The sequence below is a fragment of the Paenibacillus sp. FSL R5-0928 genome (assembly GCF_037970385.1).
GTDB classification, from domain to species: Bacteria; Bacillota; Bacilli; order Paenibacillales; family Paenibacillaceae; genus Paenibacillus_AQ; species Paenibacillus_AQ odorifer.
The window spans coordinates 182,798-207,590 of record NZ_CP150225.1 but is presented as its reverse complement, the minus strand read 5'-3'; the positions used below and the strand labels follow the sequence as shown (position 1 = coordinate 207,590).

Genomic DNA, 24,793 nt, shown 5'->3' with positions numbered 1-24,793 from the left:
CCCTACAGGTCGCTTTTCTGATACTCCATATTAAAGTAGAGGCGGTCAGTTCCCTATTCCAGCTTCATATAATACAGATTCGCCGTACTATCTTTTGTAATGGTATGCGCACCTGCGGCCAGAGAGACAGTGGCAATGCCATTGGTTATAGGGTAACTTGTTCCATCCACTTTGATTTTCGTTCCCTCTGTGTTGAACACTAGGGTTAGCGTTGAAGCTTTAGCAGAAGTGAATTGAATGCTGGTTGCACTCTCAATTTTTAGACATTGGGATAGGGTTAAACCCTGATATGCCACAGTTCCCTTACTTGTTGAGAGATTGCCTTGGATATTGAAGAAGCTGCTTGTTGTTCCATCAGTAGTAAAGTTGTGAACGGTTGCTCCCGCTGTCGGCACTGGCGTTGTCGTCGGTGCTGGAGTCGCCGTTGGTACAGGAGTTGCTGTTGGAGCTGGGGTCGCTGTTGGCACAGGAGTTACTGTTGGCGTAGGTGTTACTGAGGGAGTCGGAGTCGGGTTCGTTGGGTTTGAATTCCCCCCTACAGAGACAAGTCCCGTTGTGTAGCCTCTGATTGCAGACATCAGCGCTGTATTCAGCGCATACGAAACGTCATCCACTGAATCATTAAATTGCCATGTGAAGTCTCCGCCATTCAGACGTCCGGCTTTTGCCATAACAATCTGTTCAACATTGCTTACGTTATCAATATTAGATACGTTCACTCCTGTATTTACGCTCGTGTCGAAGTTATTATAGGCTGTTCCGCCTTTTAGTGCTTTGTATGAGCTTGGGACGGTTTCATTTCTGGACGAAGCTAAGTAAGCATCAAATGAGGTAACATTAGCAGGAGCTGTCCCTGTGTTTGAATTCGCATAGATGAGACTTGAAGCCTCAACAATAAGATTGTTATAGGCTTTAATCACACCTCCATTTTCGCCTGAGAACGTGCCCTCCCCTAAAGCATCTGTACCTTGTAAGGAGATCATCATTGGAAACTTAGCATGTCTAAAATAATTAGATTCTACAAAAGCTGAAGCACCTGTAGTTACACCCACACCGTATTTGGAGATACCATCGAAAAAGTTGTTATAGATATGGACGGAAGCCACTCTAATCCGCGGATGACGGGAGTCCGAATGGTCAAACCAGTTGTGGTGGAAGGTAACAAAAAATTCAGCCGGCTCACTCAAACCAACTAGCGAGGATTTTCCGGAATCCCAGTAATGGTTGTAAGAGATTGTAATATAGTTGGATCCATTTTTAAGGTCTGTGGAACCGTCGCCCTTGGCTTGGTCTGCATCGCCTCCAGCAGCTCCATAAAAAATATCATTATTATGCACCCAGACATTCATATTGCCGGAATCCATTGAAATGCCATCGTCAGGGAATAACATTACACCCAGGTTTCTTACTTCCACATTACCTACATATCTTAGAAGCATTCCCCAACCGTACGCGTAAGCATCATTCCCGATACCTTCAATAGTAATATTCATTTCCGAATAATTGTTTTTACCTTTGACTTCAAGATACCCACTGCTGTTAAGCTGTCCACTCAGATCAGCAGCTGTAACTTTTCCGATAATTCGGATCGCAAGTGGAGTTGTATCATAACCTTTTTGTCTCAGTGTCAGAATACCACCCAGGCCAACCCCTGTTTGTACAGCGCCGGAGCTGTTGATTTTCACACCAAGGGTTACGGTTTGCGCATTCTGAGAGGTTATATACAGCACTTGAGCACCATTCTTGAGGGTTCCATTCTCATTATAAGCCCCTGATCCTGTACCATATTGCGAACTAGTCGAAAAAGCAAATCCTGAGCGGTCATATGACGTTACGGATAGTGGATTTGAAACCGCACTTACCGTCCCACCCCCTGACAAGGTAGCTTCAACTTTCATCACATAATTACCGGCTGCAAGCCCAACAGCATCTGCTCTCCAGTAGGAAGAATATTTGCGGATTAACTCATTATTAATTTGTTGATACCCAGAATCCGCTGCACTTGCCAATTTAACATAAACGTTATACCCTGTCGCATTGCTTACAGGTGACCATTCCGCATATGCCGTTTCATTCCAGCCTCCACTGCCTGTTACCGCAAGACCAGCAGCATGCACCACCGTATTTGTCCATCCACCTACTATTAAAGAAAGAGCAAGAGAAAACAACACAACAATACTGGTTACCTTTGCAACTCTTTTTTTCATTTTATTTCCTCCCGATTTTAATTTGTTGCAGATATTATTGTAACCGCTTGCAAAAAATGAAGTTTCTCTTTTCACCTCCTAAATATTTAGAAAGAGATCCTGCATCTAGCCCCTGTATCCCTTCGAAAATAATACAAATTCTGGAACCAGAACACGTTCAACATATCAAAACTAAAAAAGGTTCCGAAACAATCATTTACTCATATCTCCCATATCTAACCGTGTTCTGAGCTAATGATTATAGGACAGCGAATGGATTGTGATCATACAACACGAATAGCCACACAGTAGCCAGCACATAATAAAATTCACAACCATTAGGTAAACAAGGAGGAATTTTCAATTGAGCGCAAATAAACCAGACAAGAATCTGATCAACACTGTAAAAGATTTGGAAGCCACGCCCGTAAACAGCCTGGAAGCCCAACAGCAGCAACAAGCCCGTAATGATCGCCGCAAGCAATCTCAGCATGACAGCGACGGCAAATTCACGGAAAATGAAACCGGGAACTTTCATTAAAGTCGGGAATACTGTTGGAATCTTCTTTTTAAGCTGCAATAACGTAAAAAGACACCCTTCAAGGTGTCTTTTCTTTTACTACCTATGGAGCCGCATCATAATGTATTTCCTTTAATCAATACGTATCAACTGCTCATCCTGTAATCCAAGCAATGATTTTTTCACGGTCTCACGCGCCGTTCCTGTCATATCCGCCAGGTGTTGATGCGTTAATTTCAAATCGATTAGAACACCTTCATCAGAGGGCACTCCGTGCTGTTCTGTGTCATTAAATTATGATGTGACATTTTTACATTTTATGGGTTTATGATTGAGCATATTTCACAATTTTTCCAAATGCACCATCGTAAAATGGAAGGTTTTGGTTGCTGAGAACAAGAATAAAGTTAAGATTCTAAAATTCAAGAAGTGAGTTGATGAACATGAGTGATAAGATGGTGGCTGTTTTAAGAAGACAGTTTGATCCAACCGTAGAAATGCTGAAGAATCTTATCGAAGTATGTCCTGATCATTTTTGGAAGAATGCCAAGCATAAATACTGGAAGCATATATTCCACGCTACAACCAGCATGAAATTTTGGTTTAGGCAGCAGAAGGATGAAGAATTCAAAATACCTGACTTCGGTAAAGATATAACAGAAGACTTAGATAAGGAATGCTCTGACTACCCTACTAAGGAGGAAATGACGACGTACCTAGAGGAGATATTGAGTGTGGCTCGTAATTTTTTTGATGAACTTACTGACTGCAGATTATTGGAACCATGTGTACTATACGAAGAAATAACTAAAACTGATGTTATCCTCATGCAGATAAGGCATGTTCAACATCATATAGGTTATTGCAACAGCATATTGAATTCGAATCACCTAGAAACAGCAAAGTGGCTATGATAAAATGAGTGACCGAAATCAGCTTCTTTACCACGAGGAGTGTTATTTAATATGGTTTATGAATTTGATAGTGAGATAAAGCTGCTGGAAGGTAAAATGAAATGGAAAGTAGTCTATTTCCCCTATTCAGTAAGGGAGATATTCAATACTAATGGTAAAGTACCTATTCAAATCTCTGTTGACGGGTACGAATTTGACCATACTTTATTGCCGTCAAAGAATGGGCATTATTTTGTTTATAACGAATTTATTCGAAGAGCATTACAAAAAGAGCTCGGTGATACATTACATATAATACTTAAGAAATGCGAGGAAAATCGTAAACTGATTGTGCCAGATTACATTACTACAAACCTTGAAGAGTACCACATGCTGAATACATTTCTAAACCAGCCTGATTACATTAAACGAGAGCAGATTAATTATATTGAGCTTGCTAAAAAGGAAGATACAAAAAATAGACGAATACTAGCTCTAATTGATAAACTTAAGGATTAATAAAGGGACGACAATAAAGTTGAGGTAAAATGAAGACATCAGAGTTAAGCAACGAATATTGATATTTCGCTAAACCCCAACAATCATTTTTAAATGAGCACCAAACTTTAAAAAATCACAAAAAAGCGATGAGAAACAACCCTCATCGCTTTCACATTACTAAAACCAGACTTGTTACAGCAAACCTCTGCCTAGTAATAGGTGATCGTTTAAGAGTCAGCAACCATCTGCCCCCTTACGTGGTGCTAGCACGTCGATCAGCAAGCGCCATCGCGGCGGCATAGCCGGAGCTCCAGGCCCATTGCAGGTTATAGCCGCCGCAATCTCCATCGACATCCATCACCTCACCTGCCAAATACAGTCCAGGGACTAACTTAGATTCCAACGTTCCTTCGGTTAGCTCCGTCGTATCGATGCCACCAGCTGTTGTTTGTGCATTAGTAAAGCTATTGGTATCGGTCACTTTAAATTCCCAACGCTTCAAGATTTTATAAAATATTTTTTTTGTTTTCCACGAAAGATCCTGACAAAGCAGGTGCAACTGTTGATCAATTCCAGCCTCCTTCAGCAGAACTGGAATCAGTTTCTTGCTGACGATACCTATAAGGGAATCGGCAACCGTCCGGTGTCCGAAGATCCCCCAGTGGATCTCCAGAAAATCAATTAACTCTTCCTCCGTGCGCTCCGGCATTAAATCAACCGACAATGTCACCGATTCTCCTATTCCGAGATTATACGCAGCCTTTCTGCTGAGCTGAAGTATGGGCGGGCCCGAGATACCATAGTCCGTAAAAAGAATCTCACCAGACTCAGTGCGGATGACTTCATTGTTTACGATAACATGGGCCTCTCCCTCAAATTTGATGCCCGATAGTTCCTTCAAATACGGATAATCCAGCTTCAATTGTACAATGCCTGGCACCGGGTTGATCAAGGTGTGCCCCAGACGTTGGACAAGCGTATAACCGGAGCCGTCCGTTCCCGTTTTGGGAGCGGTAAGGCCGCCTGCACATAGAAAAAGATAGTCGCTGGTATACACAACCTGTTCCTCTGTCTCCGTCTGGCAGGTTATCGCGAACCGCGGATGTCCCGCCGAAACGGTAACATCCAACACTTTATGTTTATAATATACGGGAACATTCCGATCCTCCAGCGCCAGCTTAAATACACCCGGCACCGAAGCCGCCTGCAGCGACATCGGATACATCCGGCCATTCTCCAAGCTTACAAAAGGAAGCCCGAGCGAGGAGAAAAATTCGATCGTTTGGCGGACACCGAATTGCCGCAATACATGTATTGGGAATCCTTCCTGATTACTGTGATACTTGCGTGATAAAGCGGCCGCTTCATCCGTACCGGTGGCGGTGGATTGGTTCGTAATGTTGCAACGCCCGTTACCCGTCGTTATTATTTTCTTCCCCAGCCGGTCATTGCTTTCAATAATTGCTGTATCAATACCTTGATCCCTCGCTGTAACTGCAGCCATTAGACCTGCAGCACCCCCACCGATAATGAACAGCTCGTGGTGCTTAGAAGTCTGATCCTTATACATGTTAATTGATGCATCCCTTTTCCTAATAAATTTATTGAATTGACTTAGCTAGCGCCATGGCGGCCACATATCCGGAACTCCAAGCCCATTGTAGGTTATAGCCGCCGAAGTCTCCGTCCACATCCATCACTTCGCCAGCCAAATAAAGCCCAGGTACTAGCTTGGATTCCAGCGTTCCTTCGATTATTTCCGACGTATCGATGCCGCCAGCTGTCACTTGTGCATTCGTAAAGCCATTAGTATCCGTCACCTTAAATTCCCAGCGCTTCAAGATTCGATAAAATTTCTCCTTAGTTTTCAACGACAGAGCCTGGCAAAGCAGCTGTGGCTGCTGATCTAAGCCGGTCTCCTTGAGTAGGACCGTAACAAGCTTCTTGTTAAAGATGCCAACGAGAGAATCTGCAACCGTCCGGTGTCCAAAAGTCTCCCAGAGCCTTTCTAAAAACTCAACTAACTCTTCCTCCGTGCGGCCAGGCATCAGATCCACCGATAATTTCACCTGTTCTCCTCTTGCAAGATGATACGCAGCCTTCCTGCTTAGCTGGAGAATTGGCGGACCAGTAATACCATAGTCCGTAAAGGCAATTTCGCCCTGTTCACTGCCGATGACTTTACTGTTTACAATAATATGAGCTTGTCCCTGAGATTTGATAGTGGACAGTGCTCTCATATTCGGATATTGCAGCTTCAGTTGCACAATGGCCGGTAAAGGCTCAATCAGGGTGTGTCCCAGACGTTCAGCAAGTGTATACCCAGGAGGTTCTTTTCCCGCATTTGGACCGGCAAGGCCACCCGCAGATAGAAGTAGATAGTCGCTAGTATAAACAACCTCCTCCTCTGTCTCCGTTTGGCATTTTATCTTGAAGCGCGGATGATTCTTCGAAACAGTAACATCCAACACTTTGTTATTGAGGTACACCGGAACATTCCGATCCTCCAGCGCAAGCTGGAAAATATCCAGCACCGCTGCTGCCTGCAGCGACATCGGGTACATCAAGCCATCCTTCAATCTTGTAAGCGGAAGCCCGAGAAAGGAGAAAAAATCAATGGTCTGACGGATGCCAAATTGCTGTACTACCGCAAGTGGAAATCCGGGCTGATTACTGTGATACTTACGCGATAAAGCGATTGCTTCATCTGTACCCGTTGCAGTGGATTCATTTGTAATGTTACAGCGGCCATCACCTGTCATTAATATCTTCTTTCCAATCCGGTCGTTACTCTCCAGAATGGCAGTATCGATACCCATATCCCGCGCAGTAACAGCGGCCATTAATCCAGCAGCACCTGCGCCGATAATAAACAGCTTGTGGTGCATAGAAGTCTGATTCTCATACATGGTTGATCAATGCATCCTTTATTCCAATTTTTCTAAAAGCACAGAAGCACTTTATTAAATTATAGCATAAGTGTACTGGTTTTCATTTATCTCCTTATGTACTCGTCACATCTTAGGTTAGCCTTTTATCCCTTGACTGCAATTTAGTCCATAAACAAGAAAAAAACCGCTTTGTCAGCGGGTCTTTCGAATAGAGCCTAGGAGAGTCGAACCCCTCTCCGAAGATAACGGCACATAAGCTTCTACGAGTGTAGTTACAGTTTTGAATTCCCCTAGAAGCATTCTAACCAATATTTGATAAGTCATTCTGATTAAGGAGACTGATCAAAGATAACTCCTTAGTATAGTGATGCAATTATATAAGTTAATCCTGAATATATCGGTTTTTAACAGCGTTTCTTCAATATTCAGAAAGTACCCTTGGCGCTACAGATGATGGCTGGATCCAAGCAACAATTATGACCACCAACCACGACGTTGAATGAAGAACGATGAACCTTATGTATACTACCAGAAGGTTTACTAAAGTTTTTTTATAGTTGCTAATTCCCTGCAGAATCAAGATACGCTTCAGCTTCTTCTATCGATTCGTACAAGTTTGCAATATCTTTAAACATACGATTCATTTGCGTTTTGTAGAAAGCTGTAGGCGCAACATACACCCATTTGTGTTTTGTAGAGATTCCAGCTTTCACAGCATCTTCACCAGTTGGAGCAAGAATCGCCATCACTTCTTGCTTAAATACCAGGCCACCAGTGATTACAGTCATACCTGTAAACCCTCGCTTAGTTTTCTTTAGTACCTTCGGAAATTGTTCTGCGTACGCAAAGGCATCCTCAACTTCCATACCGTCCGATGTTACAATAATTCTGTTTTTGTTTTTAACATAATCAATAGTAAAACTCATAATAGTAATTCCTCCGAATATTTTTGCTTTTGAGTGCTTAATGCCATAATCTAATCTTATATCAGTTCGAGCTCTTATAGATGTAGTTTCGGAAAATGTGCCACTAATTATTAACTTCAAAGTGAATGATCTAATTTTAGATGTAGACAACATGTCTACAAAAATGAATATATTAGTTCCCCATAATTCATTGTCTGCATTCGGTCTACAATTCAATCACTAAACAGCAAAAAACCGCTATCTCAGCGGGTTTTTGTTTATGGAGCAAGGGAAGCCGAACCCCTGTCCGAAGATAACAGCACATAAGCTTCTACGAATGTAGTTACAGTTTTGATGTCACAAAATTCATGACTCCCGCCAGAAAATTGTTTACGGTGTAGTTGTAATTCTAAACTCAAAACTGTGCTATAGCGAAAAATCGGTAACACCCTTTTTATAGGAAAATTTAAGACTATATGTTTCTTCTTTTCCATAGGGCATTGTAGCAATTTTAATACGAGTATAATCAAGCCTGCTATCTTTTAACACTCTCTTTATCAAGGCTATACTTCGTTCTTCTTCCGTAATGATACAAAATATATTAAGAGCATATTTTTTCGGGTCGGAAATGCATTTACCCATATCAAAGCCATCAACACAACCTAAGTTAGTATCTACTAGAGATATGTCCAGGTATTCCATGACTTTATCTCTTAACCAGTTATCACGTTGGCTTCCTTTTTCACTTTTTAGAGGATACTGTACTACTAACCAAAATTTCTCACTCATTCATAATCACCAGCCAATGAAGAGATTTATTATAATAATTATAACAAAGAAACTTTGCAAAAGGGTACCGTTAACCATAGTATGGGAACCATCCTCATGCGGATGGTATTCGTGGTGGTAGAGAAATCTTTTGCAGTTTAAAAATATGCATACCAAACATTCCGAGACCACATAGTAGACATGATAAACCACAAGTACACATTTGAGGAATTGGCTGAAATCATTAAAAGGCATTGCCTAACTTTAATTATGAGGATACAAAAAAGCGACCCCTAAAGGTCGCTTTTTCTAAAACTCCATATGGAGCCGAGGGGAGTCGAACCCCTGTCCGAAGATAACGGCACATAAGCTTCTACGAGTGTAGTCACAGTTTTGATGTCACCCGAGTATCGCCCCGTAACCGGCTATACGTTGGGTCAGCCTGATTGTCTTCTTCAGCTCACCGCAGGCGGAGATGAGACAGCGTATCCCACTATTTGTTAGCCCCTATCCCTGTCACATGGGCGATGCAGAGTAGAAGCACGCACACAGTTTCTTAGGCTGCGAAAGCGTAGTTGTTTTGTTGTTTGCCGTTTAATAGGCTTTAGCGTTGATGAAGCGGACGCGTCCCCACTACTCGCTACTCATGCTCGAACTACCCCCGTCGAATCCAAGAACGGCCCCTCATTAAAAAGGGCGCTTCGGATCAAGCGGATCTTCCAAGCAAGAGAGATCCAATCTACAGCTTCTTATTCAAGAAAACTGTAACGAAGCAATAACTAACTTACTTACTCAGTATAGCACATTTATCAACACTTTAACACGTGGGTTAAAGGAATTGAAGGTTGAAACTGGAACTCATTTGAATCGTCTAGTTCTCCCAGATTATCTGGCGATCTTTTGCTTATCACGTAGTACACGCTGGATATCACGTTGAGCATCTCGCTTGGCAGCCGAGTCACGTTTGTCATACTCTTTTTTACCTTTACCAAGACCAATCAGCAGCTTCGCATAGCCATTCCGCACATAAATCTTAAGTGGCACAATCGTAAACCCATCTCGCTTGGACAAGCCCAGCAGTTTATGAATTTGCTCCTTATGCATTAACAATTTACGTGTGCGTGTGGGATCAGTAGGATTGGCACGATTACCTTGTTCAAAAGGGCTGATATGCATGTTGTGAATCTGAATCTCACCATTGCGGATCGTAGCAAAAGCATCTCCAATATTAGCGCGGCCATTACGCAGCGACTTGATCTCTGTACCCGTCAGCACCAAGCCAGCTTCATAAGTATCCTCGATAAAATAATCATGGGAAGCTTTCTTGTTCTGGGCAAGTACTTTCCCGTCTGCTTTTTTACCCATGAGAATCACTCCTTGAATCATATTCATAAGTTAAAGTAACCATGTCTGTCTAATCTTAAACGACACAGCCATCGAACGTCTGATCTATATTGTAACAAATGGAATCAAGTGAGCGCAAGGAACCTTCAACCAAATATACTTCACCTAATTTGTCATAGAGTTGTCAGTAACATTACCCAATATCTAGCATTTGTTACAAAAAAGCATTAAGCTGAGTTGATCTGGAGTTTTTCAGCAAATAGCGAAGTTACCCTTTTACTTGTGCGCCTTAATTAACAGATAGTTATCCACTAATCTCCACATATCTATATCCATCTACCCTATTTACTTATTACCTATTTGTTCTCAATTATCCGCTTCCCTCTTCTTGGATATACATCTATTCGACGCCTATTCAAATAGTGCTGCTTTTACCTATACTGTGCAATCCTATACTATCCTCTACCTATTCACTTGCTATCACCTACGTTTTTCTATATAAATGTATTTCGTGCAACTATTTAAGCCTTATCACCGCCAAAAAACTAATTAGTTGCACTTTCTGCAGCTAAAAAAGCGAAATCGGACCAATTATGGGTAACTGATCAGATTTAGATGTACAAAATGCAATTAGCTACCACTTTTACTACATAACCCAAATTTAACTGCACATAATGCAATTAACCATGTTGATGATTAGTTAGTTAAAAAGCACCGCCCCAAGAGGGACGGTGCTTAGTATCGTTATAGAGTTATGCAGCGCATAACCGTCATTTATTTCTTTTTACGCTTACGTGGTGCTCCTTCTGGAGCGCCGCCATTATTATCACTTCGTTTAGAAGTGACTTGCTCAGATGTCTCTACGTTGCCTGGTGTCACGGACTGGCCGATGAACACCCCGCCCTTGGTTTTCTTTTTGCGGCGGCCTTTGCCTGTAGGAGCGCCGTTACGGCCTTCTCCACCGCCAAAGTTACCCCCGCGATCCTCGCGGCTGCGGAACTTCGTGCTGCCGTCCACGCCCCGCGCTTCGCCGCCGGAGGAGTCGGACGCAGGAGCGCCGTATCCGCCTTTGCCGGAGCCAAAGCCGAAGCTGATGCCGCGTCCACCACCGGCACCGCCGGTGTCTCCGCCGCGGCCTCGCCCGCCGCTGCGCTCACGCGGCGCGCCTGTGTTGCCGCCGGCTTCGCCTCCGCGCTCTGCGCCCGGCGCAGCAACTACCCGGCTCGCATCCTCGCCGGCCTCGCGCCCGCGCTTCCGCTTACCGCGTCCGCCCGCTGCGCCAACACCGGCCGCTTCGCGCGGCCCATCACCGGCGCGCACACCTGCGCCCGGCTTGCCCTTGCCCGCGCCTGCAGCAGCGCCGCCGGGCTTGCCTTTACCGCCGCGTCCCTTGCCCGCGGCGCCTTTGCCCCCGGCCGGCTTAATGAAGCTGCCGCCCGAACGGCCGCCCTTGCCTCCGCGGCCGCCCGCAAAGCCACCGCCGCGGTGCTCACCAGGCGCGCGTGGCTTCATGTCGACCAACTCGAAATCGATCGTGTGGTCATCCATATTTACTTTCGCGACTCGGATCTTCACCTCGTCACCAATGCGGAACACACGCGATGTGCGCTCGCCAATGAGCGCCATATGACCTTCGTCGAAATGATAATAATCGTCGCTCATTGCACTGAGACGAATAAGACCTTCGACGGTATTATCCAGCTCGATGAACATTCCGAAGCTGGTCACACTGCTGACCATAGCCTCGAATTCCTCGCCTACTTTATCCTGCATGTATTCTGCTTTCTTCAGTTGCTCCGTATCGCGTTCAGCTTCTACCGCCACACGCTCGCGTTCCGAAGACTGCTGAGCAATGTCAGGCATCCGGCTAGACAAATAATCATGCCGCTTCTGGGTCAGTGCCCCTCCATTCTCAATCACTTCACGCATTACGCGGTGAATGACCAGATCGGGGTACCGGCGAATTGGAGAAGTAAAGTGAGAATAATATTCCGCAGCCAGTCCGAAATGGCCCGTGCTCTCTGCATCATACTTTGCCTGCTTCATGGAACGCAGCATCATCGTACTGATGACCGTTTGTTCCTTTGTGCCTTGGATTTGCTCCAACAGATCCTGCAAAGCACGTGGATGAACCGAATTGCCACGGCCCTTCACGTGATATCCGAAGTTGGCCGCAAAAGCCATGAAATTCTGCAGCTTCTCTGGGTCTGGATCTTCGTGAATCCGGTAAAGGAACGGAACCTTCAACCAGTGGAAATGCTCAGCAACTGTTTCATTTGCCGCCAGCATAAACTCCTCGATAATCTGTTCCGCTACAGAACGTTCACGCTTCACGATATCTACAGCCTTGCCGTTCTCATCCACGATGATTTTGCTCTCTTCAAAATCAAAATCAACCGCACCCCGGCGCATCCGCGCATCGCGCAGCTTCATCGCCAATTCTTTCATGAGGCGGAAATCGTCAATCAGTGGACTATAACGTTCCAGCAGCTCTGGATCTTCGTCTTCGAGAATTTTACGAACATTGGAGTAAGTCATTCTCTCTTTGGTGCGAATCACGCTCGTAAAGACATCGTGCTTCACAACCTTCATTTGCTCGTTAAATTCCATTTCACAGGACATTGTTAACCGGTCTACCTGTGGATTCAAGCTGCAAATCCCGTTCGATAGACGGTGCGGCAGCATCGGAATAACCCGGTCTACTAAATACACACTACAACCGCGATCATAGGCTTCTTTATCCAGCTCAGAGCCTTCACGCACATAATAACCTACGTCTGCTATATGGACGCCCAACTTGTAATGTCCATTCTCCAAGCGCTGTACGTTTACCGCATCATCCAAATCCTTAGCATCTTCGCCATCAATCGTAACAATGTTCAGTCCGCGCAGGTCGCGTCTTCCTTGCTCCGCAATCTCCTCTTCTGTAATTGAATCAGGAGCGCTATCGGCTTCATCCAGTACTTCAGCTGGAAATGCCTCAGGTAATTGATGTTTGCGGATAATGGAAAGAATATCAACACCCGGATCATCCTTATGTCCGAGAATCTCAATAATTTCACCTTCTGCCGCTGCTCGGCCTTCCGGATAACTCACAATACGCACAACGACCTTTTGACCATCAACAGCACCTTTAAAGGATTGCTTCGGAATAAAAATATCACGATTAATCCGCTTATCATCAGGCAGCACAAAACCATAGGTCTCCAGGTTCTGAAATACACCTACCGTCTGCAACACGCCACGTTTTACAATACGTACTACTTCGCCTTCCATACGTCCGCCGGACGGACTTTTAGAGGTAATACGAATCAGAACGATATCGCCATTCATAGCTCCCTTAAGATCATTTGCATGGATATATACGTCAGGATGATCACGATCATCCGGGATTAGAAAAGCAAAACCCTTCGCATGTGCTTGTAAACGTCCACGCAGCAAATCCATCCGTTCTGGCACGCCATAACGTGCAGTACGGGTTAATACAATTCTTCCATCCTGCTCTAATTCAATCAGCAGTTCCTCGAACTTTTTAAACCCCTCGCTATCCTCTAGAGCAAAATGACTCACCAGCTCTTCATAAGTCATTGGTTTATATGCAGTTTCCCGCATGAAATCGAGTAATATTTCTTGTGTTATCATGTTCGTCACCCCAGCCCTCCGCGGCTTCAAGCCGCTGGCAAATATGTATATCTTGTTCTGCCCTGCAGTAATGCCAAGTAAATTTTACCTTTACTACTTCATACCCTAGTATACACGAAATCAATCCTGCGCATCCCTGTTACTGTCATCCAAAGGTTAACACAGTACAAAATTTCCTTTAAATGCTGAAATACATCCATGCCGACTTCAGGTTTACTTCCTATCGATCCAGCCTTTTTCTTTGCGAATATGAAAAGAAAAGCACCCTTAGGTGCTTTTTAACTCCTTTTAATATAACAAAAAAGCCTCCGCTCTATTCCATTTAGAACAGAGCGAGGGCTTACGGTAGATCTTTTAGTCGATTAGAACTGCAGCTAGAATCGCCATGATAAAGAAACCAGCAGCAAGTCCAACAGTTACACGTTGTAGTACGAGCTCCATACCACGAGCTTTTGTTTTACCAAAGAGATGCTCAGCACCGCCAGAGATGGCACCGGAAAGACCCGCGCTTTTCCCCTTTTGCAGAAGAACGACCGCAATAAGACCGACGGAAAAAATCAGGAGCACAACTTTCAAAAAGATATCCATTCACTTCCACCTCCTACGCCTAAGCATCACTATCTATGGTAATTTAGGTTATCACGATACATAAACAGTATTCTTATTTTATCATAGCGCTGTCGGTAATACAACAGCTTAGACTGTTAAGTCGTAGCTTTTCTTGCAAGATAAGGATAAACCTATTGAAGTCTATCTTCTTCAAATCATAAAAAAGACCCGCCATAACGGCGGGTCTTAGAAGTCTGCTATAAAAGCAGATTATCTTTTGAGGTTGTAGAAGGATTTCAGGCCGTTGTATTGAGCCAATTCACCCAACTCATCTTCGATGCGAAGCAATTGGTTGTATTTAGCAACACGGTCTGTACGGGAAGGAGCACCTGTTTTGATTTGACCAGCATTAGTCGCAACAGCGATGTCAGCGATTGTGCTATCTTCGGATTCACCGGAACGGTGGGAGATAACTGCTGTGTAACCAGCACGTTTAGCCATTTCGATAGCATCAAAAGTTTCAGTCAATGTACCAATTTGGTTAACCTTAACCAAGATGGAGTTACCGATACCTTTTTCGATACCTGTTGCAAGACGCTCAGTGTTAGTTACGAACAAGTCGTCACCAACCAATTGGACTTTGTCGCCCAATTTTTCAGTAAGCAATTTCCAGCCATCCCAGTCGTCTTCGGACATACCGTCTTCGATTGTGATGATAGGATATTTTTCAACCCATGAAGCAAGAAGGTCAACATACTCAGCGGAAGTGTAAGATTTACCTTCGCCAGCAAGGGTGTATTTACCGTCTTTGTAGAACTCAGTGGAAGCAACGTCCATACCCAAGAATACGTCAACACCTGGTTTGTAACCAGCTTTTTCAATAGCTTCGATGATTGTAGTGATTGCTTCTTCATTCGAACCAAGGTTCGGTGCGAAACCACCTTCGTCACCAACAGCTGTGTTCAGGCCTTTGGATTGAAGTACGGATTTCAAGTTGTGGAAGATTTCAGCACCTGTGCGAAGAGCTTCTTTGAAGCTTGGAGCTCCTACAGGAAGAACCATGAACTCTTGAACGTCGATGTTGTTATCCGCATGCTCACCACCATTGATGATGTTCATCATTGGTACTGGAAGAGTTTTAGCGTTGAATCCGCCCAGGTATACGTACAAAGGAATATCCAAAGCTGCTGCAGCTGCACGAGCTACTGCCATGGATACAGCTAGGATTGCGTTAGCGCCCAATTTACCTTTGTTAGGAGTTCCGTCCAAAGTAATCATCAATTTGTCGATGCCCACTTGGTCAAGAGCGTCCATACCGATAACTTCTGGAGCGATGATTTCATTTACGTTCTCAACAGCTTTCAGAACGCCTTTACCCATGTAACGGGATTTGTCGCCATCACGAAGTTCTACAGCTTCGTGGGCACCAGTGGAAGCGCCGGAAGGAACGATAGCGCGGCCTTTAGCACCGGATTCCAGATAAACGTCAACCTCTACTGTAGGGTTACCACGGGAGTCAAGGACTTCGCGAGCATATACATCAGAAATAATAGTCATGTAAGTTAATCTCCTTTTAACATTGTTTTGGTCTTACTTGTATAGCTTAAAATCAAAGGCGTTATACCTTACCTTACTTACGGCTAGCAATCATGGATTGTCCGGTCATTTCCGCAGGTTGAGGAAGTCCCATCAAATCTAGGATTGTTGGTGCTACGTCTGCAAGAATACCGGATTCACGCAATACAACATTCTCAGTAGTCACGATGAACGGAACAGGATTGGTTGTATGAGCTGTGAACGGGCGACCGTTCTCGTCAAATACCATATCTGCATTACCATGGTCAGCGATAATAATTGCAACGCCACCTTTGGCAACAACCGCATCCACTACTTTACCCACACACTCATCCGTCACTTCTACAGCCTTGATTGTTGGTTCCAGCATGCCGGAGTGTCCAACCATATCAGGATTGGCAAAGTTAAGAATGATAGCATCCTGTCTTTCCGCTTCGATTTCCGCTACGCAGGCTGCAGCCACTTCGTATGCGCTCATCTCAGGTTGAAGATCATAGGTTGCCACTTTAGGAGAGTTGATTAAGATCCGGGTTTCACCAGGAAGCTCCTCGTCACGTCCACCGCTGAAGAAGAAGGTTACATGCGGATATTTTTCAGTTTCCGCGATGCGCAGTTGCTTCTTGTTTTGTTGAACAAGCACTTCACCCAATGTGTTATCCAGGTTCTTCGGTGAGTAGGCTACATAACCTTGTACCGTTTCGCTGAAAGTAGTTAGGCATACGAAGTGCAGGTTTTGCGGGAACAAAGGACCACGGTCGAAACCGCGGAAATCTTGATTCGTGAACACTTGTGACAATTGAATAGCACGGTCAGGACGGAAGTTGAGGAACACGACGGAATCGCCGCTCTCTACTGCCGTTACAGGTTTGCCTTCACTGTCTACAATTACACTAGGTTCAACGAATTCATCAAATACCGAGTTTTCATAAGATGAAGTGATGGCTTGCACAGCATCCGTGTATTTAGGACCTTCACCATAAACCATAGCACGGTAGGCTTTCTCTACACGTTCCCAACGTTTATCACGATCCATTGCGTAATAACGTCCGGACACCGTTGCAATTGTACCCACGCCAATCTCTTCGATTTTAGCTACTAGATCTTGGACAAACTTCTTCCCACTATCAGGAGCTACGTCACGGCCGTCCATAAAAGCATGGATATACACTTCATGCATATCTTCTTTTTTAGCCAGGTCAAGCATAGCAAACAGGTGGTTAATATGGCTATGTACCCCTCCGTCGGATACAAGCGCATATAGGTGAAGCTTTTTGCCAGTGTTCTTAGCATTTCTCACTGCACTAACCAGGGTTTCGTTATCGAAGAACTCGCCCTCGCGGATCGATTTATCGATACGAGTCAAATCCTGATAAACGATCCGGCCTGCACCAATATTCAAATGCCCTACTTCGGAGTTGCCCATTTGCCCTTCCGGAAGGCCTACAGCTTCACCGCAAGCAGTGAGTGTAGTGTTAGGATATTGTTTCAGGTAACGGTCATAGTTAGGTTTGTTGGCTTGAGCAACGGCATTACCTTCTGTCGTTCCACGCAAACCAAAACCATCCATGATGATCAAAGCTACGGGTTTTGGAGCTGACATCTTACTTCGCCCCCTCAACCAATTGAACGAAGGAATCCGGTTGTAAGCTGGCACCGCCAACAAGCGCACCATCGATGTCGCTTTGGCCCATGTACTCAGTTACATTCTCAGGCTTCACGCTGCCGCCGTATTGAATACGAACAGCTTCAGCTGTTGCTGCATCATACAGATCTTTTACAAGACTGCGGATGTAAGCAATAACTTCGTTAGCATCTTGGGAAGTGGAAGATTTACCTGTGCCAATAGCCCAGATAGGTTCGTATGCAATAACAACTTTTGCTGCTTGCTCGGCACTAAGACCTTGGAATGCAGCTTCAGTTTGTACTTTACATACTGCTTTAGTTTGATCAGCTTCACGCTCTTCGAGCTTTTCGCCAACACATACGATAGGAGTAATTCCGTGACGGAATGCAGCATGCATTTTCTTATTCACGATTTCATCCGTTTCGCCAAAATAAGCACGACGCTCAGAGTGGCCAATGATAACATAGTCCACACCAAGATCACTTAGCATTACACCACTGATCTCGCCTGTGTAAGCACCGTTATCTTCAAAGTGTAGGTTTTGTGCACCAATCTTGATGTTAGTACCTTTTGCAGCTGCTACAAGTGCAGGCAGGTTAGTAAATGGAGCGCAGATTACAGTCTCAACGCCTTCTACTTCTGCTTTGCCTTTAATTTCAGCAATAAAGCTTTCTGCTTCAGGAACTGTTTTGAACATTTTCCAGTTACCTGCAATAATAGGTGTTCTCATGACTTATGTTGCCTCCTTCTTAGGTCTTACTTATCGTTCAGTGCTTCTACGCCAGGAAGCGCCTTGCCTTCCATGAACTCAAGGGATGCACCGCCACCAGTGGAGATATGATCCATTTGATCAGCCAGGTGGAATTTCTCTGCTGCTGCTGCGGAATCTCCGCCACCAATAACAGTGTAACCTTCAGTAGTTGCACAAGCTTTTGCTACTGCAAGTGTACCTTCAGCGAATTTATCGATTTCGAATACGCCCATAGGTCCATTCCAGACAACCAGCTTGGAGTTCTTGATAATATCGGCATAAAGTTCACGAGTCTTAGGTCCGATATCAAGTCCTTCCCAACCTTCTGGGATTTCATTGTAATCAACGATCTTAGTGTTAGCGTCAGCACCAAATTTATCAGCAACAACAACATCAACAGGAAGCATGAAGTTTTTACCAAGTGCTTTTGCTTTTTCGATGAATCCAAGAGCAACGTCAAGTTTGTCGTTGTCTACTAGTGATTTACCGATTTCAAAGCCTTGTGCTTTAGTGAATGTATAAGACAATCCACCGCCGATCAGGACGTTATCAGCCAAAGACAACAAGTTATCAATAACATCAATCTTGTCTTTAACTTTCGAACCACCGATGATCGCAGTGAAAGGACGTTCTGGGTTAGAAAGAGCTTTACCAAGAACGGACAATTCTTTCTCCATCAAAAGACCGGATACAGCCGGCAGGAAATGAGCGATACCTTCTGTCGATGCATGTGCACGGTGAGCCGCGCCAAACGCATCATTAACAAACAAATCAGCCAGTTCAGCGAATTGTTTAGCCAGTTCAGGATCGTTTTTCTCTTCACCTGGGTAGAAGCGAACATTCTCAAGTACAAGTACGTCGCCTTCGCCTAGCTCAGCGATTTTTGCTTTTACAGCTTCGCCAATTGCTTCGTCAGCTTTAGCTACTGGTTTCCCAAGAAGCTCGGACAGACGTTCAGCAGCAGTAGTCAAACGCATGGAATCTACGAATTCGCCTTTAGGACGACCCATATGACTCGCAAGAATGATCTTTGCACCGTTCTCGATCAAATATTTAATGGTTGGAAGTGTTTCGCGAATACGAGTATCATCAGTAATTTTACCGTCTTCTACAGGTACGTTGAAATCCACGCGTACAAATACGCGCTTACCCTTTACTTCTACATCACGGACGCTTTTTTTGTTCATGATTAATTCCTCCACACCCAAAATTGTTTCTAGCAGGAAACAAGAAATACATTTAGAAAGAGCGGAAACAAGGAATTTCTGTTTCCGCTCTATAGATGTTGCTTATATCAAGTCAATTACTTAGCGATTTTAGCGAATTTCTCCAAAGTACGAACCAATTGTGCAGTGTAGGACATTTCATTGTCATACCAAGCAACAGTTTTAACCAGTTGTTTGTCGCCAACAGTCAATACTTTAGTTTGTGTAGCATCGAACAGGGATCCGAAAGTCATACCTTTGATGTCAGAAGATACGATTTCATCTTCAGTGTAACCATAAGTGTCTGGATCGGAAGCTGCTTTCATTGCTGCGTTGATTTCTTCAACAGTAACGCTCTTATCAAGAACAGTTACAAGCTCAGTCAGGGAACCAGTTGCAACTGGAACACGTTGAGCTGCACCATCCAATTTACCTTTAAGTTCTGGAATAACCAGACCGATTGCTTTAGCAGCACCAGTAGTGTTAGGAATGATGTTCTCAGCTGCTGCACGAGCGCGTCTGAAGTCACCTTTAGCATGTGGAGCATCCAAAGTGTTTTGGTCGCCAGTGTAAGCATGAATTGTAGTCATCAAGCCTTCAACGATACCGAACTTGTCGTTCAGTACTTTTGCCATTGGAGCTAGGCAGTTAGTTGTGCAAGATGCGCCGGAAATAACAGTCTCAGTACCATCAAGAATGTCATCGTTAACGTTGTAAACGACAGTTTTCATGTCGCCAGTAGCTGGAGCGGAGATAACTACTTTCTTAGCTCCACCTTTCAAGTGTTTTTCAGCTGCTTCTTTAGTTGTGAAGAAACCTGTGCACTCAAGTACGATATCAACGCCTAGGTCGCCCCATGGCAATTCTTCAGGGTTGCGGTTAGCAAGAACCTTAACTTCTTTACCATTGACTTTGAAGAAGCCATCATGCACTTCAACATCACCTTGGAATTTACCTTGAGTTGTATCATATTTAAGCAAATGAGCAAGCATCTTAGCGTCAGTCAAATCGTTGATTGCTACCACTTCGATACCTTCTACATTTTGAATACGGCGGAAAGCAAGGCGTCCAATACGTCCAAAACCGTTAATTCCAACTTTTACACTCATTGAATAGTTCCTCCTAGAATTCGTTTTATTTATTCAAAACAGACGGTGAGGTCTGTCATGACAACAATGTTAAGTATGATGCAAGAAGTATGTTATTGCCTGCAATCTAAAAACTACGAAGATAGCTGTAGTTGATTGTCAATTTCCTTGCCTATTTCTACTGCGGCAGCCTCGTCCGTGACGAGAATATTCTCCTGCCCGAAACGCAGCATGGCATGAATGGCTTTGGCCTTGGGTTTGCCTCCTGCAATACCGATGACTTTCTCTGTCCGAATAATATCTTCTAGACGTAGACCCATCGTAAGCATGGTATGGACAACCTGACCCTCTTCATTGAAATAATAGCCAAAAGATTCGGCCACTGCCCCTTCACCCTGGATTTCCGAGACTGTAGCCTCGTCCAGTTTGCGGCGGCGGGTCATTTCAATGGCATCCCCAATCCCATGTACAATAATACGCGAACTGCGGATGGTTTGTACAATCTCTCCAATATTAGAGTCAAGTGCCAGCGATTGGTATGCATCCCCACTAAGCAAATCAGGGACATGCAACAACCGGTAGTTGGCTCCAACCCGCTTTGCCATTGTTGAGGCAATCGTGTTGGCTTGAATCTCCATACTCTCTCCTAATCCTCCACGCGCCGGAACAAACCAAGCGTTCTTATAGGAAAGGGACAACGGCGGTGTCAGTTGATCAGCCATATCGGCAAGCGTCGATCCACCTGTGACGGCAACTGTATCATCTGCGCGAAGTATACTCAGCAGCGCTTTCGCACCCGCCCGGCCAAGCTCTCGTTTGGTGAACGGCGATGACTCACAATCACCCGGTACTACAATAACTTTATCCAGACCATACGTTGCTCGAATTTTCTCTTCCAGCTCATCCAGACCAAATAGGCTCTTAACAACCGGCTCTAGCAAATCAAGCAGTCTACGTCCAGCAGCGCTAATGCGCATGCCAACACTCTCGATCTCAATAAGCCCTTGCGATTTCAGAAGATCCGTCTCGGCACGCAGTACCCGCTCAGTCATATCTAGCGAAGCGGCTAGCGTTCTGCGCCCAATAATATCGGACAGCATGATCTGATGAAGAATCGTGTACCGTCTCTTAAGGGTTTCCATGAGATCAGGCAGAAGCTGCTTTTGGATATCTAATAAATTACGCATACTTTCACTCCTGCAACTTCGTCTTCCTCTATTCCCTTGTTCATGGTCTCAAAACGTCCCGGGTAAACTTTTTAAGTCCCACCCATATTCTAACCAAATATTGCTCGAAGCGCAAGTCTTCCGAGAGTAGAATTCTCAAGCACTTGTCTTCTTATACATTAATAAGGTCAGAAAAAGATATAGCGCCCGATGCCTGCCCCTAGAGCGCTTGTCCAGTATTAATATTACATTGCAATTGTGTAAAAATTGTATTATAATCATTTTTGTTGCGCCCGTGGTCCAATGGATATGACGTAGGCCTCCGAAGCCTGAGATCCAAGTTCGATTCTTGGCGGGCGCGCCATTAATTTCATTTTTGCACATAATTTAGTAGTGCCTATACTACTACTTAACCAAAGAGCCGCTTGTCGGCTCTTTTTTTCGAATATAAGTTTGACTTTCTTTGACTTTTTGTTTGAATTTGTTTATCATGTGGGTAATACGGCAAGAGTAAAAATGAATACATTTGAAGAACCAATATCAAGGAGGTTTTCCACGTGAGTTATATTCCTATGGTAGTAGAACAGAGCAACCGCGGCGAGCGCGCTTATGACATCTATTCCCGCCTGCTGAAGGACCGCATCATTTTCCTTGGAACGGAGGTTAATGACGTGGTAGCCAATTCTATCATCGCACAAATGCTGTTCTTGGCTGCCGAAGATCCTGACAAGGACATTCACCTTTACGTGAATAGCCCAGGCGGTTCCATTACTGCAGGTATGGCTATTTTTGATACAATGCAGTACATTAAACCAGACGTTTCCACCATCTGTGTGGGTATGGCAGCTTCCATGGGAGCTTTCCTGCTAAACGCTGGCGCGAAAGGCAAACGTTTCGCACTGCCTAACAGCGAGATCATGATCCACCAGCCTCTGGGTGGTGCTCAAGGTCAAGCAACGGACATTGAAATCCGTGCCCGCCGCATCCTCAAATTGCGCGATAAGCTGAACCGTATTCTAGCAGAACGTACGGGTCAACCTCTAGAACGTATTGAGAAGGATACAGATCGCGACTACTTCATGACTGCTGCAGACGCGGCTGAATACGGTATCGTAGATAAAGTAATCGAGAAGACATTGCCTAGCGGTGTGTAAGCTATAAAGTAAAAATATAAAGAGGCTGTGCCCTAACCATAACGGATAGGGCACAGCCTCTTTATATTTTATAGAAGACCTAAATCCAATCAATTCAGCCCTCCATAACCTAGTGCATCCAGCTTCTCGGCAATTACGCGATAACCCCGGCCATTCGGATGCAAATGATCAATGGATAACAACCCTCTCTCATTTCCTGCGAACTCACTGTAAATCGAAGCAAATCCACATACTCGGCTGCTGTACTGTGCTGCGTATTGATTAAACTGTCTGACCCACTCTGTCGCACCAACCACCTGAGGATAGGGATTATATAATCCCACAATTCTAATGATATAAGGTCTACGCGTCCTCGCCTTCAATTGTATAAGGATATTCATAATTGCAGAGAAATTTTGTTTGCATTCCTGAAGCGATCTGCGCAGTTGTGCGGATAAGTTCCCTTGCTGTCTTGCTGCTGATTTGGCCGCGTGAATCAAATCATTACCACCGATAGACACAGTGATGATATCGGCTTCTCGAACGGCCTCACGCATCATGGAATTTCCGCGCAGCCGCTGCTCCAGCTCTGAAGTAGTCATTCCGTTCACGCCTAAATTCGTAGAGGCTACAGCAGTCCGCAGTCTCCCTTCTGCCATTCTACGGTACACCGGAACAAAACCGTTACCTGGCAGAGCACCAAATCCAGTCGTCAAGGAATCGCCAATTGCAGTATATTGGTAGCCCATAGCTCTCCCCCGTTCATAAACTAGTTACTCCCTTTAGTATATGAACTAGAGACAACTCCGGTAAGGGGGAGATGCCTTGTGCTGACATTAGCGGAGACGAGGTATCTCCATTTATTTCATGCCAGCAAACGGGCTGCTGCCATCCGGCAAAAGCTCTTTGAAACTAAAGGTATACTCAGGGAAGCCTGCAGCATACGCTGTGTACTCATATAATTGGAAGAACAGAACAACCTTGTCATCCTTCAGATAGAAATATTTCTCCGTATTCAATCCGTTGAATCCTCCCAAATAACTATCCTCTGCCTTCAGCAGCTTGCTCAGCTTAGCATTCAGCTGTTTTTTGTAGTTTGGATTAGCTCCAAACAGGTCGCCCAACAATAGACGTTTACCATCTTTAAGCGAGAAGGTGAATGCCTCACGGTTAGTCATTCCATGAGCGCCGCCCGTATCGCTATACTGATGCATCACTATGCTGATCACACCATTCTGATTGTAGGTCACTACATAACCTGAATCATAGGTGTATTTGGGCTCTGCTCCATCTCGATCGGAGATATCCTGTTCTGCACCCGCCGCGAATTTCATAACACTTTCCTTCAAAGTATTATTAATAGCTTGTTGCGCACTGGAATTGCCCAATCCACTGATCTTCGGATAATCAAGCTGAATAAAAGCTTCTGTCCGATCTTTAGCATAAGTTTCCGTGGTTACCGTCAGCGCGTTCTGCGGTCTGTTCACCACATTCAGCTTACTGGCGGCCCGACTCCAATCTACCTTATAACCCATATAATCATTTAACAATCCTGATGGAACATAGAGGCGATTATTAATTAACTTCCCTTCATACTCTCGAATGAAATAGTTATTCACCCACACAGAAGTACCGTAACTGGATAACATCAACTTCGCCTTGGCCGATCCTTTTCCAATCATGTACGCATTTTCCTTCTTATCATACGCAAGCGGTAATCCCAACACATCTCGCATAAAAGTTATGGGAATCCAGGCCTGTCCTTCCTTCAAAATACCTTCCTGTAACGAATTTATCCCGTTTGCCTTTAAAACGATACGCGAATCAGTAGCTTTATTCTCCGTTTTACTAGCTGCTGCATAACCCGTTTCGCTGGGCAGCAGACCTCCACCAAACAATAAACCTGCCGACATCAGACCTATGCCCCATTTGCGTACTGATTCTTTTGAAATAATATTCATCATCTTATTTTTCCTCTCCTTTCCAATTTATTAAACAGAATCGTAGAGAACTTACACAAAAAAAGAGGCGCCCCCCACTATTACTAGTGGA

Annotated in this window: 21 protein-coding genes, 1 tRNA gene and 1 other RNA gene; 5 read left to right on the top strand and 18 right to left on the bottom strand. The window is 44.5% G+C overall.

Features of this window, described 5'->3' with window-relative positions; genetic code table 11:
• Positions 1-53: 53 nt before the first annotated feature.
• Positions 54-2,207, bottom strand: coding sequence for a pectate lyase (locus tag MKZ16_RS01005; RefSeq protein ID WP_076272819.1), 2,154 nt, complete (start codon positions 2,205-2,207; stop codon positions 54-56).
• A gap of 343 nt (positions 2,208-2,550) precedes the next feature.
• On the opposite strand from MKZ16_RS01005, the gene MKZ16_RS01000 reads away from it, so the two are divergent.
• Positions 2,551-2,727 (top strand): hypothetical protein, encoded by a 177-nt coding sequence (locus MKZ16_RS01000; RefSeq protein ID WP_169744731.1) that lies wholly within the window; start codon positions 2,551-2,553, stop codon positions 2,725-2,727.
• A 111-nt stretch (positions 2,728-2,838) separates the two neighbouring features.
• On the opposite strand, the gene MKZ16_RS00995 is transcribed toward MKZ16_RS01000, so the two are convergent.
• A complete protein-coding gene (locus MKZ16_RS00995; RefSeq protein ID WP_081386638.1) occupies positions 2,839-2,976 on the bottom strand; it encodes a helix-turn-helix domain-containing protein in 138 nt (45 codons plus the stop codon).
• A 173-nt stretch (positions 2,977-3,149) separates the two neighbouring features.
• Here MKZ16_RS00995 and MKZ16_RS00990 point away from each other — a divergent pair, with 173 nt between their 5' ends.
• Both MKZ16_RS00990 and MKZ16_RS00985 read left to right on the top strand, forming a co-directional pair.
• Positions 3,150-3,620, top strand: coding sequence for a DinB family protein (locus tag MKZ16_RS00990; RefSeq protein ID WP_162164288.1), 471 nt, complete (start codon positions 3,150-3,152; stop codon positions 3,618-3,620).
• Positions 3,621-3,671: 51 nt separating this feature from the next.
• Positions 3,672-4,118, top strand: a complete 447-nt coding sequence (locus MKZ16_RS00985) for a YdeI/OmpD-associated family protein (RefSeq protein ID WP_036687161.1) — start codon at positions 3,672-3,674, stop codon at positions 4,116-4,118.
• A gap of 235 nt (positions 4,119-4,353) precedes the next feature.
• Here the strand turns inward: MKZ16_RS00985 and MKZ16_RS00980 are convergent, their stop codons facing one another.
• The 14 genes from MKZ16_RS00980 to MKZ16_RS00915 all read right to left on the bottom strand — a co-directional run bounded on the left by MKZ16_RS00980 (position 4,354) and on the right by MKZ16_RS00915 (position 21,629).
• Positions 4,354-5,670, bottom strand: a complete 1,317-nt coding sequence (locus MKZ16_RS00980; RefSeq protein ID WP_036687159.1) for an NAD(P)/FAD-dependent oxidoreductase — start codon at positions 5,668-5,670, stop codon at positions 4,354-4,356.
• A gap of 31 nt (positions 5,671-5,701) precedes the next feature.
• Positions 5,702-7,009, bottom strand: coding sequence for an aminoacetone oxidase family FAD-binding enzyme (locus tag MKZ16_RS00975; RefSeq protein WP_178944225.1), 1,308 nt, complete (start codon positions 7,007-7,009; stop codon positions 5,702-5,704).
• A 542-nt stretch (positions 7,010-7,551) separates the two neighbouring features.
• The gene (locus MKZ16_RS00970) at positions 7,552-7,917 is read right to left on the bottom strand and encodes a hypothetical protein (protein ID WP_036687158.1); all 366 of its coding nucleotides are present in this window, start codon (positions 7,915-7,917) and stop codon (positions 7,552-7,554) included.
• Positions 7,918-8,322: 405 nt separating this feature from the next.
• On the bottom strand, positions 8,323-8,685 hold the full coding sequence (locus MKZ16_RS00965) for a hypothetical protein (protein WP_076105206.1): 363 nt from the start codon (positions 8,683-8,685) through the stop codon (positions 8,323-8,325).
• A 298-nt stretch (positions 8,686-8,983) separates the two neighbouring features.
• Positions 8,984-9,348, bottom strand: a transfer-messenger RNA (tmRNA) gene (ssrA, locus tag MKZ16_RS00960).
• Positions 9,349-9,549: 201 nt separating this feature from the next.
• The gene (smpB, locus tag MKZ16_RS00955; protein WP_036687155.1) at positions 9,550-10,029 is read right to left on the bottom strand and encodes an SsrA-binding protein SmpB; all 480 of its coding nucleotides are present in this window, start codon (positions 10,027-10,029) and stop codon (positions 9,550-9,552) included.
• Positions 10,030-10,782: 753 nt separating this feature from the next.
• Complete coding sequence (gene rnr, locus MKZ16_RS00950; RefSeq protein WP_076105222.1) at positions 10,783-13,650, bottom strand: ribonuclease R; 2,868 nt, start codon at positions 13,648-13,650, stop codon at positions 10,783-10,785.
• A 354-nt stretch (positions 13,651-14,004) separates the two neighbouring features.
• The gene (secG, locus tag MKZ16_RS00945) at positions 14,005-14,238 is read right to left on the bottom strand and encodes a preprotein translocase subunit SecG (RefSeq protein ID WP_036687153.1); all 234 of its coding nucleotides are present in this window, start codon (positions 14,236-14,238) and stop codon (positions 14,005-14,007) included.
• Between the two features lie 231 nt (positions 14,239-14,469).
• Entirely contained in the window at positions 14,470-15,756 is a 1,287-nt protein-coding gene (gene eno / locus MKZ16_RS00940; RefSeq protein WP_036687130.1) for a phosphopyruvate hydratase, read from the bottom strand.
• A gap of 73 nt (positions 15,757-15,829) precedes the next feature.
• Positions 15,830-17,374, bottom strand: coding sequence for a 2,3-bisphosphoglycerate-independent phosphoglycerate mutase (gpmI, locus tag MKZ16_RS00935; protein WP_076101073.1), 1,545 nt, complete (start codon positions 17,372-17,374; stop codon positions 15,830-15,832).
• Position 17,375: 1 nt separating this feature from the next.
• Positions 17,376-18,128, bottom strand: a complete 753-nt coding sequence (gene tpiA, locus MKZ16_RS00930) for a triose-phosphate isomerase (protein WP_036687124.1) — start codon at positions 18,126-18,128, stop codon at positions 17,376-17,378.
• 26 nt (positions 18,129-18,154) lie between these two features.
• On the bottom strand, positions 18,155-19,336 hold the full coding sequence (locus MKZ16_RS00925; RefSeq protein ID WP_036687122.1) for a phosphoglycerate kinase: 1,182 nt from the start codon (positions 19,334-19,336) through the stop codon (positions 18,155-18,157).
• Positions 19,337-19,452: 116 nt separating this feature from the next.
• Positions 19,453-20,463: a type I glyceraldehyde-3-phosphate dehydrogenase gene (gene gap, locus MKZ16_RS00920; RefSeq protein WP_036687120.1), complete on the bottom strand. Its 1,011-nt coding sequence runs from the start codon at positions 20,461-20,463 to the stop codon at positions 19,453-19,455.
• A gap of 113 nt (positions 20,464-20,576) precedes the next feature.
• A complete protein-coding gene (locus MKZ16_RS00915) occupies positions 20,577-21,629 on the bottom strand; it encodes a sugar-binding domain-containing protein (RefSeq protein ID WP_036687118.1) in 1,053 nt (350 codons plus the stop codon).
• 268 nt (positions 21,630-21,897) lie between these two features.
• Between MKZ16_RS00915 and MKZ16_RS00910 the strand changes: the two genes are divergently transcribed.
• A tRNA-Arg gene (locus MKZ16_RS00910) sits at positions 21,898-21,972 on the top strand.
• 193 nt (positions 21,973-22,165) lie between these two features.
• Complete coding sequence (gene clpP, locus MKZ16_RS00905; RefSeq protein WP_036687113.1) at positions 22,166-22,762, top strand: ATP-dependent Clp endopeptidase proteolytic subunit ClpP; 597 nt, start codon at positions 22,166-22,168, stop codon at positions 22,760-22,762.
• Positions 22,763-22,851: 89 nt separating this feature from the next.
• On the opposite strand, the gene MKZ16_RS00900 is transcribed toward clpP, so the two are convergent.
• Positions 22,852-23,490, bottom strand: a complete 639-nt coding sequence (locus tag MKZ16_RS00900; RefSeq protein WP_076105205.1) for a GDSL-type esterase/lipase family protein — start codon at positions 23,488-23,490, stop codon at positions 22,852-22,854.
• Positions 23,491-23,601: 111 nt separating this feature from the next.
• On the bottom strand, positions 23,602-24,705 hold the full coding sequence (locus tag MKZ16_RS00895; protein WP_076105204.1) for a DUF4163 domain-containing protein: 1,104 nt from the start codon (positions 24,703-24,705) through the stop codon (positions 23,602-23,604).
• Positions 24,706-24,793 lie beyond the last annotated feature (88 nt).